General features: G+C 32.9%; 10 protein-coding genes and 1 pseudogene. 1 reads left to right on the top strand and 10 read right to left on the bottom strand.

Annotated features, from left to right (window positions below):
* Window positions 1-222: 222 nt before the first annotated feature.
* Window positions 223-1,599, top strand: a complete 1,377-nt coding sequence (gene nhaC, locus HSACCH_RS03625; RefSeq protein WP_005487915.1) for a Na+/H+ antiporter NhaC — start codon at window positions 223-225, stop codon at window positions 1,597-1,599.
* An 89-nt stretch (window positions 1,600-1,688) separates the two neighbouring features.
* Here nhaC and HSACCH_RS03620 read toward each other — a convergent pair whose 3' ends face one another.
* From HSACCH_RS03620 to HSACCH_RS03580, 10 genes and pseudogenes are all read right to left on the bottom strand, one after another.
* Window positions 1,689-2,339, bottom strand: coding sequence for a metallophosphoesterase family protein (locus tag HSACCH_RS03620; RefSeq protein ID WP_005487914.1), 651 nt, complete (start codon window positions 2,337-2,339; stop codon window positions 1,689-1,691).
* A 137-nt stretch (window positions 2,340-2,476) separates the two neighbouring features.
* A complete protein-coding gene (locus tag HSACCH_RS03615; RefSeq protein WP_005487913.1) occupies window positions 2,477-2,974 on the bottom strand; it encodes a Mut7-C RNAse domain-containing protein in 498 nt (165 codons plus the stop codon).
* Window positions 2,975-2,998: 24 nt separating this feature from the next.
* Window positions 2,999-3,226, bottom strand: a pseudogene (locus HSACCH_RS14255) (Mut7-C RNAse domain-containing protein); the annotation flags it as partial.
* A 33-nt stretch (window positions 3,227-3,259) separates the two neighbouring features.
* A complete protein-coding gene (locus HSACCH_RS03610) occupies window positions 3,260-4,456 on the bottom strand; it encodes an ROK family transcriptional regulator (RefSeq protein WP_005487912.1) in 1,197 nt (398 codons plus the stop codon).
* A 278-nt stretch (window positions 4,457-4,734) separates the two neighbouring features.
* Window positions 4,735-5,568, bottom strand: a complete 834-nt coding sequence (locus HSACCH_RS03605; protein WP_005487910.1) for a class II fructose-bisphosphate aldolase — start codon at window positions 5,566-5,568, stop codon at window positions 4,735-4,737.
* Window positions 5,569-5,628: 60 nt separating this feature from the next.
* Entirely contained in the window at window positions 5,629-6,762 is a 1,134-nt protein-coding gene (locus tag HSACCH_RS03600; protein WP_005487908.1) for a PfkB family carbohydrate kinase, read from the bottom strand.
* A 40-nt stretch (window positions 6,763-6,802) separates the two neighbouring features.
* Window positions 6,803-7,516, bottom strand: a complete 714-nt coding sequence (locus HSACCH_RS03595; protein WP_005487907.1) for a DUF4867 family protein — start codon at window positions 7,514-7,516, stop codon at window positions 6,803-6,805.
* Window positions 7,516-9,525, bottom strand: coding sequence for an alpha-glucosidase (locus HSACCH_RS03590; protein WP_005487906.1), 2,010 nt, complete (start codon window positions 9,523-9,525; stop codon window positions 7,516-7,518). The genes HSACCH_RS03595 and HSACCH_RS03590 overlap by 1 nt, the downstream gene beginning before the upstream one ends.
* Window positions 9,525-11,327, bottom strand: coding sequence for a solute:sodium symporter family transporter (locus HSACCH_RS03585; protein WP_005487905.1), 1,803 nt, complete (start codon window positions 11,325-11,327; stop codon window positions 9,525-9,527). Before HSACCH_RS03585 ends, HSACCH_RS03590 begins: the two co-directional genes overlap by 1 nt.
* Window positions 11,328-11,508: 181 nt before the next feature.
* Window positions 11,509-12,825, bottom strand: coding sequence for an L-fucose/L-arabinose isomerase family protein (locus tag HSACCH_RS03580; protein ID WP_005487904.1), 1,317 nt, complete (start codon window positions 12,823-12,825; stop codon window positions 11,509-11,511).
* Between the last annotated feature and the right edge of the window lie 2 nt (window positions 12,826-12,827).

Here is a 12,827-nt window from a genome sequence, read left to right as displayed (position 1 = left end):
CTTAAAAATTTAGTCTAAATTAATTATAGGATTTTTCAGAATATTTGTCAAAATATAACTCCTATTTTAGAATACTTTTCAGAATTTAAAGCAGCTTAATTCTTAATATTTAGCTAATTATAATATTAAATAAGCCCTTGATTTTAATCTGCTTAAAAGATATCATATATTTAGTGTAAATTTTAACTAATTTGATAAATAAATAATAAAGGTGGACAAAAAATGGAGAAAAAAGAAATAAAAAAGCCTACACTAAGAATTGCTATAATTGCTTTATTGACAGTTATTGCAGTTATTTTAATTTCTATTAGAACAATTTTAGTTTTAGAGAGTGCTCTTGTTTTAGGGGCCATGACAGCTGCCGTTTTTGCTCTTTTTATGGGCTTAAGCTGGCATCAGATCGAAAAAGGAATGATTTCGGGGATTAAAAATGCCATTGGAGCCTCTTTGATTTTGATCATAATTGGAATGGTAATTGGAAGCTGGATTTTATCTGGTACTATTCAGACAATGATCTACTACGGACTCAATTTTTTAAGTCCCAGTATTTTCCTGCCAGCAGCTTTCATTTTAGCAGCTATTACTTCTATTTTAATAGGAAGTTCTTTTGGGACAATTGCTACAATGGGAATAGTTTTAATTGGAGTTGCTGAAGGACTTGGAGTTCCCAAAGCAATAACTGTTGGGGCAATAGTCTCTGGCGCCATGTTGGGTGATAAAATATCTCCCATGTCGGATTCAACAAATTTAACTGCTGCCATGAGCAGTACAGACTTATTTGAACATATTAAATCAATGCTTTATATATCGGTTCCAGCAGCTTTAATTAGTTTGATTCTTTATTCTATTCTGGGAGCTTCTTATCTTGATGGTGGAGCTAATCTGAGCCAAATTTCAATTATTATGGATAATTTAAGTAATAATTTTAATATTTCTTTATGGACTTTAATTCCACCAGCATTAATGCTGCTGCTTTCCTTATTTAAGATGCCTGCAATCGCTTCCCTATCCATCAGCTTTATTACTGCTTCTATTTTTGCAGTTTTAACTCAAGGAGCTTCTTTTGCTGAAGTTTTAAATGCAGCCGCTAATGGTTATCAGGCAGATACAGGAATGGAACTTTTAGATGGGCTTTTAACCCAGGGTGGAATTAATAATATGATGAGTACCGTAGCAATTATTATGGCTGGTACTGCCATGGGTGGAATTTTGGAAAAATCACGAATTCTGGAGGCAATACTGGAATCGATGTTAACGATAGTAAAAAAACCAAGAGATCTAATTTTAATTTCTCTAACTTCAGCCTATGTTATGCTTTTAGCAACCGGAGAAATGTTTGTTTCAATCGTGATTCCAGGACGGACACTGGCGCCCGCTTATCAAGAAATGGATATTGATACTAGTGTGCTTTCCCGTTCTTTAGAAACCGCTTCTACTTTAGGCTGTTCTATTTTACCCTGGGGAGTTGTTTCAGTTTATATTCAAAATGTAATGGATATTGGTTTTAGCTATATTCCTTATACATTTTTATCTTTCTTAGCTCCAGTTATTGCTGTAATTTATGCTTTCAGCGGCAAGTTTATTTTTAAGAGCAAATAAGATAATAATGATTATTTAAAGCGCTGACCTTTTAAATTTTGGTCAGCGCTTTTTTGTATTGATATATTATTAAATTTTATTCAAATTTTTTAAAACAAAAAGGATGCTATTGGATTATTATTACTGGTGCTGTAAACTTCTTTAGTTTCTAAATCTATCGCACTTAAAATTCCGCCTTTACCGGCTCCTGTATCCAGCAAAATTTTATTATTATCAAATTTAACTTCTGCAACAGGTGTGTGGCCAGCCACTATTGTTCTTTTTTCTTTAAAATCTTCACTTTTTGCTTCTAAAAATTGATACCTAATCCAGACTAAATCATGTTTTGTCTGTTCTTCTAAAGTTTTAGCAGGATTAAGACCTGCATGGACAAATATATAGTCCTCGTCTGTATGATAATAGGGAAGTGAATCAAAAAAATTAGCGGCTTTTTCGAGTTCTGAATTATTGGGAAAACTTGCTTCTGTTTTTTGGCCTCCATTTTGATACCAGAGATTTATCTGATTCTCATTTAAAACAGCATCAATCATCATTTCCTCATGGTTACCTCTTAAAAAAATATTTTTTCCATTATCAAGTTCTCTAATGTATTTATAAACCTGATAAGATTCAGCACCACGATCAATATAATCTCCTAAAAATATTAGCTTATCCTGACTGGAGTCATAATTTATTTTTTCAATTATCTGCTCAAGTTCATCAATTTCTCCATGAATATCACCAATGACATATTGAGCCATATCAGCCACCTCCTAGCTTCTCACTTTAACTAATTATAACATAAATAAAGTTAAATTTTAATTGTTTGAAGCCAGTTTAAAAGCTGCTTTAATTAATGCTGTCAGATTGAGTTAACTGCAGTTTTTAAAATATAAGTTTAAAGATTTTTAAGCTGGTCCAGTAATTTTTCTGTTTTATCATAATGAGAACCCTGCCAGTATATTTTGTCACACTTCCTGCAGTATTTAAATTCTTTAAAATACTTTTTTGTTTTGGGCTCCAGGCGCTCAATAATATCTTCTTTATCTACATCTACTAATTTACTGTTGCAGTTAACACAGCGGCTTTCTCCTTTATAGTATTCTGAAAGTTGATAGCGCCGAAAAACTTCTTTGAGCTGTTTTTTTGGGTCATCATTCCAGATGAATTTAGCCCATTTAACTTTTTTTCGCATCAAAAGCCCTAAGTCTCTACTTAAAATTATTCTTTTTTCTTTGACTGCTTGCTCAACAATTTCCTGGTCCTGATAATCATTTCTGTAGGCCGTATCAAAGCTGAAACGTCGAAGATAGCGGGCCAGTTTGCCCAGATGAACATCAAGAATAAATTTGGGCTTAGCTGGATATTCAGGCCGCAGCGATTTAGCTGCCGGCAATTTAAGATTATATAAATAGGGATAAACTGAAAAGAAATCACCCGGCTGGACAAGATAAGAAAAATCAACCGGCTCAGAATTTTTTAAAATCAGAGATACCTCAGGATGAGGTACTCCTATACTTTCAATTATATCTTTAATAGTTTGTCTGCCACGGTAATGACTCAGATAACAGTGATCGTCAACAATCTGCAGCTTCTTCTGATCAGCATCTAAAAAATTATTTAAATAGGCATAAAATCTTAATTTTATAGTTTTAATAATAATCCCTTCTTTTAATTTAATCTATTCTTTAATAACTTTTCCTCCAAAATCATAAAACAGTCTTTCAACTGCCAAAGAAATTCCACTAATATAACCAGCATTAAGCTTACTTGCAATAATGAAGTTTTGTAAATCTATCTCAGGAATTATTTTATTAAAGTTTGTTTTTAAAGATTCTAGAAAGTCAGGATATTCAAAAGGCTTACCGTGCAAAATTATTTTACAGGGATCATAAAGAGCTATTACATTTGCAACAGATAAAGCTAAATTGAATGAGATATTATTTAAAATTTCCTGCTGACAGCTGCTTTTTAAATCTGTAAATACTTTTTCTAAATCAAGCTCTTTATTTTTTCCATTTTTATCGATTTTTATTGAACAATTATCTGCAATATATTTAATTATTGCCTTCTGCGATATTTTTGTCTCCAAACAACCTCTGCGCCCACAGCGGCATTTTTCTCCCTGATTATCAATAATCATATGACCAATTTCTCCAGCCATATTATTACTACCATAATATATTTCATTATTTAAAATAATTGCAGAACCTATCCCCGGCCCATATTTAATAAATAATATATTATCTCCTGTTACTTGATCATTCCGATTGATTTCTGCTAAAGCTAGCGCTCGCACATTATTGTCTACTACAACTTTCATTTCTAAAAGTTCTTCTAGCTTTTCTTTGATTTTAACTTCTTGATCCCAGAGGCCATAGGCATGTTTGCTCAAACCTTTTTTTGAATCAACCAGACCAATCATACCAACTCCAAAACCAAGTATATCATCTTTAACCTGATTATTTTCCCAGAGAAAAGTAATAACTTTTTGGGCCAACTCTTTTAAAAATTCTGCTGGAGAAATCTCCTTATTAGTTTTTACAAAAGTTGAATCCTTTATTTCCCCGGCTAGATTACCAATTGCAATTTTAGTGAAATCTATACCAATATCAATAGCAACTACACTGTATTTATCATAATTTACATCAATTAGAATTTCTCGTCTTCCTGATTTTTTAACTCCATTATCAACTTCCCCTATTTCGCTAACTAAATCTTCTGCAATCAGATCACTGATTAAATTACTTACTGCTGCAGCTGTAAGGCCAATTTTCTCAGATATATCTTTTCTGGACATTGAACCCTGATTTCTTAATAGTTTAAGAATAGAACTTCGATTTTTTAATTTAACATTTGACATATTAATACCTGACATTATTCTCCCCCTTGAAAATACAGTTAGATTAAAGAGTTTAATTTATTATAAATTAAACTTTCTCCTATTTTATATTTTTTATGTTTTTATGTTTTTTTAATAATCTTTACTGTTAATAATATATTAGACATAAAAGTTTTTAATCCTCTTTTATGTTAATTATTTATATAGATATTTTTTAAATAAGAAAAAGAGGCTGTCCAGATAAAACAGCCCCGAATTTGATTATTTAATTTTTAGTGTTTTAAAAAATTAAGAATTGTAAGCAAAATTTCTAATTACAGATTTGAACGGAATAAATCAATTTTTTCTATAACTTTATTTTTTATTCCTTCTCTTGCTGCTCCCATGATTGCTGTACATTCTATTTCATCTGGATTTTCCTCCCAGACTCCCTTGATTCCCTGGTTAAAAGCAACTTTTAACTCTGTACCAACATTAACCTTAGAAATACCAATATCTATAGCTTTTTTTACACTTTTAGCAGGTACTCCAGACCCTCCGTGCAGTACAAGCGGCACCTCAACTTTTTCTCTAATTGCTTTAAGTCTTTCAAAATCTAATTTGGGTTCTCCATCGTAAAAGCCATGTGCTGTTCCTACTGCAACTGCCAGAACTGCAATTCCTGTTTCGTCAACAAATCGTTTTGCTTCTTCTGGATCAGTTAAAGCACTTTCTGTTGATTCTTTTCCATCTTCAATACCCTGCAGCTTACCTAATTCTGCTTCTGGATAAATACCATATTCTGCTGCTTTCTCTACTACTTTTTTTGTGTTGGCTATATTTTCTTCAATTGGCAGATGAGATCCATCATACATTACGGAAGAAAAACCTGCTTCGATACACTTAAATACAATATCCAAATTGTCACCGTGATCTAAATGCAGACAGAGTGGTACTGAGCAATTTTTTTCTGCTGCTTTAACTGTATTAATTAAATAATCAATACCATAATATTTAAGTGGTCTTTCGGTAATTGCAATTATTACAGGTGATTGAGCTGCTTCTGCAGCTTCAACAACGCCCTGAACATATTCCATATTATGTACGTTAAAATTGCCGATTGCATAGCCCTTTTCTGTTCCTGCTAAAATTTCTTTTAAAGTAATCATTTTATCTCTCCTAATTATTATCAAATATAATTCTAAAATTAAATAACTTTCTATGTTAAATTAAAATAATGATTCATAGCCTTTTAAAAAAGTCTTTAACTGTTCTAAAGTAGGTGGCTCAGCATTTCTGATAAAATAGCCTGCTGTTGAACTGGCTGCTGCCAATCTGATTTCTGGGTCATCAGAAATAATCATTGCCGAAATATAACCACCATTAAAAGTATCTCCTGCTCCGGTTGTCACAACAGGATTTTCACAGTAAGGCTGTTCTAACTTTTGAGCACCTGAATCATTAACACTTAAAGCAAAATTATTGGTATGAACCACAAAGTTTGAGATTCCCATTTCTTTTCTGATTTCTTGAGCAATATTAATATAATTATTTTTTTCTAGTTCAGTTTCAATTCCTAAGGCAGCGGCAGTATCAATAGTTTCAGTTCTATTTAAACTTACTGTTAGTTCAAAATATTTTTCTAAAGCTCCCAGACTCCTTGAAAATTCTGCCAGATCATAATTACTTCTTTTTTTTACATTGCCAAAATCCATAAACATTTTTCTCTTCTTATCTTTAATTTTTGGAATAACTTCTTCTATAATTCCCTTAATTATTGTGTCATAATAAGGCATATTTGACCAGTAGCCAAAAGCAAGGAGATCAGCTTGATCTATAATTTCTATTAATTTAGTTAAACCAACTTTATTTTTAAGCTGATTCCAGTTCATTTTACGTATATTTTCATTATTTGGAAACATCAGCTTACCATCTTCAAACTCAAAGATTTGAGCTGAGCAGGGATCTCCTAAACTTATTATTTCCGAATCTTTGACAAGATCTTTAAAAACCTCATCATTTTCTTTTTCTCCAAAAAGCGAAAGTAAGGTTGTATTAATCCCCAGATAATTTAAAACTCGGGCAGTATTGGCATTAAATCCCCCTGCTCTCTTATCTTTTTTTAAAATTTCTGTGCTGAGGCCGCCTCCAGCTGAATCTTTAATCCTTTGATTTAAAGTCAGCATTGAATTCATAACTTTATAATCCTCAACTGAATTTCTTTCTGATACAAGAGTCCAAATATTATCTATAAATCCATCAAAACCAAAAAGTACATTCTGATTTAAATTTTTAGTTTCAATTTTATCTAATCTATTTTTTGCTTTTTGAGTATAACTTACTCTATTTTTTTCTAAAGGCATTTACTATCACTCCTCAGCAAATAAGCTTATTAATAATTTCTTAAATTTCAATTTTAATATTCGGGCCATAAATTGCTGCTTTAGCCCCTTTTTCAATCATTCTTTTATTTTCAGGATGTGCTAAAAGCCATTTGTTTTTAGCAAATAAAAAATCATCATTTTTACTTTTCTCTAGGGCTAAATTAGTCTGATCAGGTAAAATAACTGCACACTTAAAACCTGCTTTTTCTACTTTGCAGGGAGCAAAATGCAGTGTTGTTCCATAAATTTCTACTATCGTACCTTTTTTAAGATAAAAAGCCTCAACATTTTCGGAATTATATTTGCCATTTTCAATATCCTGAACTTTTCCTAAAAGTAAAATTAGATCTGTAACTGCAATATTTATTTCTGCACCTTTATGATATTCTAGTGCACCTAAATGTTGGTTTTTCCCATTACAGTATCCTATTTCTATCGGCATTTCACCATAAAAATCATTTTCGAGATCTTTTTTTATTTGAGATCCTGCTAATGCAGCTAAATCTGGCTGATAAGTATTTCCTCTTTCAGGAATTTCAGTCTTTTCTTTCAGGTAATTGCTTATTACAGACAGATCATAATTTTCAATTAATCTACCGTATTTAATAAAAGAATTTTCTCTAACATCTTTGATATTCAGACCGGGATTCAATTTATTCAATTCCGCCAGGCGACTGCCTTTAGGGCTGATTAAATCTCTAACTTTTAATTCATTTTCTTTTGTAATTGTCATTAGATTTCAGCTACCTCCTCAAAAAGCTGCCTGGATTCGGAATCTTTTCTATAAAATACTGGGGGTTGGCCCAGGGGAGCTTTAACTTTAATTTCGCCTCCATTAAATTCTTTGCCGCTCCAGAGATGAATCCACTTATCTTCGGGTAAATATACTTCCCATTCGTCTTTTTCTTTTTGATAAACGGGTGCTACTAATAGATCTCTTCCCAACAAATATTGATATTTAAGATCATAGCATTTTTGATCAGCTTCGTAATGCATAAAAAGAGGTCGCTGAACTGGTATTCCTTTTTCGGTATTTTCTTTAACTGCTGCTTTAATATATTTACTTAGTTTTTTATAGATTTTAGTCATTCGAGCTAAATGATTAATTGCTTCTTGATCATTATAGACCTGGAAGTTTTCTGAAGGTCTATTACCCTCATGAGTTCTCATAACTGGAGTAAAGGCTCCCATTTCTGCCCAGCGCATAAATAACTCTTTAGTTCTAATATTGCCGTGCAGACTTGTATAACCACCTATATCACTATGGTGCAGACCACAACCTGTCATTCCCATTGATAAAGCTGCAGGAATTACTGAGGCCAGACCATCATCAAGACTCCAATTGACACTCTGATCTCCGGCCCACATTAAGGTGCAGTATTTTTGATTGCCTGTAAAACCAGCTCTCATAAAGTAGAGAACTTCCTCTAATTTACCTGCTTCTTTTACCGCCTCATAATTAACTTGGGCCCAGATTGCAGGCCAGGCATTATGCATAATTTCTGCACTCTTACCATTACTTAAAACACAGTCAGTTGGTAGATATTCTCCAAAGTCAGCCATCCAACCGTCAAGACCAAAATCTATTAAATTTTCCTTAATTACTTCTTTATACCAGTTAAAAGCATCTTGGTTGGTGAAATCAACAACTCCACAGTAAAATTCACCGAAGTCTACTAAATAAATCTCACCCTCACTGTCATAGGCCAGATAATCGTTGGCTGCTGCCTCCTGATAAAGGCTTTTACCTTCTAAGACATAAGGATTAATATAACCCATAAAACGAATATCTTCATCTTTTAATTCTTTTAGTTTCTGATCAAGTTCAGGATATAGCTCCTGGTTCCATTCCCAGTTCCAGCTTAATCTTTTACCAAAAGATGTATGCTTTACACCCTGCCAGTCCTGACACCAGAGAGCTGATAACTCAACTCCATTTTCTTTTAATTTTTCTTTCTGTTCTAATACAAAATCTGTACCTCCCTGGATACCCAGTATAAGTCCATTATAGACCCATTCTGGTAGTTCAGGCTGTCTGCCTAGATAAGCTGTCAGTTTTTCTACTAATTCTAAATAACTTTCACCTGTTTCAAAAAGCAGATAATCAGGAATGTTCCAGACTTCCAGTTCATGAAAATCATCATTTTTAAAGTTAAAGTCCTGATAAGCTGTACTTTCTAAATGACAGTAATATTTTTTGGTAGAAATAAAAGTTGGCTGCGGATAATTGGTAGTATAATAGTCACCACCCGCTTTATCTTTGACATCTGCCTGCCAGGTTGTATATGTTTCTTTATTTCTGCCAACTCCAGGCTCAGAGGTCCAGATGGGAAAGTTTTTTCCTCTCAGATTAAAATATGAAAGCTGTTCACCACAACCATATATTTTTTCTTCTTGATCTGCAGCTAATCTCAACCAGAGTCGATTAATCCCACTGGAGCTTTCTAAAAACTCAAGTTTTAACCTGCCAGCTACAAGCCCAGCCTTAATCTTAAGGCTGAGCCCTCCTTCTCTGCTGCTTTTTAAGGTGATTAGAGAATAATTGGCTTCTTCTTCTATTTGAAAATATTTCAGTGGTACTCTGCTTTCTAAATAATCTTCTATCTCAAAATTACCTCTATACATTTTATATTCAGCATCACCTGAGCCGGCAAAAGCAAAAGGAGATTGCTGGCTGTGTTCAATTAAAATTTTGGAATTATATTCAATTTTAAATGAATTTTTTTCTTCTATAATCTTCATTATAATGCCTCCTGCTCAAGAACATCTTCGTAGACCTCAGATTCGGAATCGATAACTTCTTTTCGCTGCTGTTCTAAGATATAATTTTTATATTTATCATATAAAGTATTAACACTTAAATAAGCTGCAACTCCTGTAAAACCAAGTAATATGACTATTGATTTCCAGAAATTTGGAGAAACTGTTGCATGTGGGTAAGCAAGCCCTATTTTAGAGAATAATAGGTAAGTAAAGATAATTGCTGATCCTAAAACAACTGATGTTAATAGTGAATATTTCCATGGTTTCATATCAACCCTAGCTTTACTCTGATAGCTCCAGCCTTCTTTTTTAGGTGACATTTTACCTATAGCAAGCATCATTGCAACCTCTGTCCAGAAAAGAATAAAGTAAACATGAACAAAGTGAATTGGTACTGACCAGCCAAATAATGATTCCAGACCCCAAACCAGCATATAATATGTAACTACGTGGAAATAGACAACGATTTTAGCTGCTTTTGCAGGAACTTTTCTGGTTAAAACTCCAACCATTACAAGAACTATAATTGGGATATTGAAAAAACCGGTGAAACTTCTAATTAAATCCCAAACTCCATCTGGGGCGTGCATCAGCATTGGAGAAACTACAAAGGAAATCAGAGCAACAATAATTCCAAAAATCTTACTTACTTTTATCTGCTTTGCATCATCTGCATCTGGATTAAAATGTGGTTTATAAATATCTAAAACAAACATTGTAGCAGCACTGTTTAAAAGTGAGTTAAATGAACTTAAGACCGCTCCTAAAAGCACAGCTAGGAAGAAACCAGATAAGGCAGTTGGTAATAAATCACTGACTAAGGTTGGAAAAGCTAAGTCAACTGAGGCCATATCGGCTCCATAAAGGTGAAAGGCAATAACTCCAGGAATCATCATCATAAATGGTACTAAGATTTTAAAGAATCCTGTAATGATAACACCTTTCTGACCTTGAGCCAGATCTTTAGCACCTAAAGTTCTCTGAATTACATACTGGTTGGTACCCCAGTAAAATAAGTTAGCATAAATCATCCCGGTAAATAAGGTTCCAAATGGAATTGAATCATTGGGACCACCGATTGCATTTAACTTATCTGCGTGATTAATTGTAATATATTTCATACCCTCTATCACACTGCCATCACCAAGCGCGGCAAAGCCAAGGATCGGCATTAAAATACCAATTATTAAAAGTCCCATTCCGTTAATTGTATCAGAAACTGCAACCGCCTTAAGGCCTCCAAAGATTGCATAAATTGATCCGATAATTCCTACAATCCAGACTACTACCCAGACTGATTGTGCATAAGATATATTGAATAATGTTGGTACATCAAATAATCTTAAGACTGCAAGTGAGCCGGAATATAAGACTGAAGGGATAGTTACAAAAACATAACCCATCATAAATAAATATACCGAAAGTCTTCTTACACCCTCATCATAACGATCACTTAAAAAACCAGGTAAGGTTGTAAAAGCCCCTCTTAAATATTTAGGAAGTAGATAAAGAGCAAAGATAATAATTGCTACTCCAGCTGTAACTTCCCAGCCCATATTTGATAAGTTTAAACGATATGACTGGCCATTTAAGCCAATTAATTGTTCTGCCGATAAATTTGTCAAAAGTAATGAACCTGCAATAAAAATTCCAGTTAAACCTCTACCAGCTAAAAAATATCCATCTGAATCTGAAACTTCACCTTTTGTTTTTATATAAGAAACCCAGGCAACCAATCCCATAAAAATCGCTGCTGTTACTAATGTGTAAGTTATATCCATTTTTATTCCCCCTGTTAATAATGAGTATTTTTTGAACTCTCATCTTGTATTATTCTTATTATTATTATAGAGAGGGCTAAATTATTATTTTTTTCCAATTAAATTTTTTCAACTTAAGCTAATAACAATTAATCATGATTAATTGTATGTATTTTTTAGTTTTATAATAAAATTATATTAGTTATCTAATTACTTCCCAATTTTTAAGATCTGCAAATATCTCAAAAGCTGCTGTGTAATCTCCATAAACTACAGAAATATGATGTGCTACCCCTTTTTTGACTACCATATCCAGGACTTCATTAATATTCTTTTCAAATCTACCTTTAAAGTAGGTACCTTTTAATTCTTTTTCCATTTCAATACCTTCACCTTTTTGTAAAAAGACTCGATATTTTCCCTGAGCAGAATCAAATCTTAGTACAGAAAAATCATCACTTTTCATTACAAAGTCTGCTGTAACTCCTCTACCTCCAGCAAAATAACTATCAAGAGCAATATTACATTTGCCATCCCATAAATTACAGGGAGCTACTCCACAGTGCCATAAAAGAGCATAGTCTTCTTCGAGATCAACTTGTGATAAATCTGCCAAAAATGGTGTTTCTGCACCAACGGCCTGATGAGCTAACATTGACATTGCGCCTTCTACATCACCTTCACAGGCTATAATATAATCTTCTGACTGCAGCAGTGACATTGCCGCACAGGGAGAAATACCAAAATTATCAGCAAACTCCGGCCAGCATCTAACTGCAAGTGCAGATAAATTATTATCATCAATAAAGTTTTTAAATTTGGCACTTAAGTTTGCAACTTTGTTTAGCTGAGTTTCATTAATCCCTGAGATATCAAAAATATCTTTAAGCTGTTCTTCTCGCGCTTTAACTTCATCATCACTAACTTGATAATTCATTAAATCACTTAATTCATAATGGTCGATTAAAAGTCCTGTTTGATCAAAACTATTTAATTCGTCCATTGAAAGATTAAAAAAGCCTTTGGCTCTATAGCCTAAAATACCAATTTTAGCATTTTTTAAGGCAGTATTTATTCTAATTGCATCAATCCAATCTTCATCAATTTTATCCCCAATATTAACGTGGTATTTTCTATTACCTGATTTATAAAGGTTGGATGAATTTAAATTAACTCCACAGACTGAATTTAATCTAATTTTACCACCATTATAAGGTAGTTCATTTAATCCCCATAAAAGTATTGGTTTTCTTAAGACTTTATCAATCTCAAGGATCAGATGACCTAAATGAAAAGTTCCGCTAATTACTGCTACTGCATCAACATTAGCTGAATTTAATTTTTCTGCTGCTGCCTGAGCATCTTCTACCTCGATTACCAATTCTTCAATTATTGTATACTCTATATTCTCGATTTCTTTTATGTCTTTTTGAATATCAGCATATAAATCTTTCGCTGCTTCGAAATCAAATGTTTTTCTACCTAAACAAACAATTCCTAATTTAATTTCCTTTTTCATAA

This window comes from Halanaerobium saccharolyticum subsp. saccharolyticum DSM 6643 (genome assembly GCF_000350165.1).
Taxonomy (GTDB): Bacteria; Bacillota; Halanaerobiia; order Halanaerobiales; family Halanaerobiaceae; genus Halanaerobium; species Halanaerobium saccharolyticum.
Note: the sequence above shows the minus strand (reverse complement) of the source record. Positions and strands in the feature narration are given on the sequence as shown.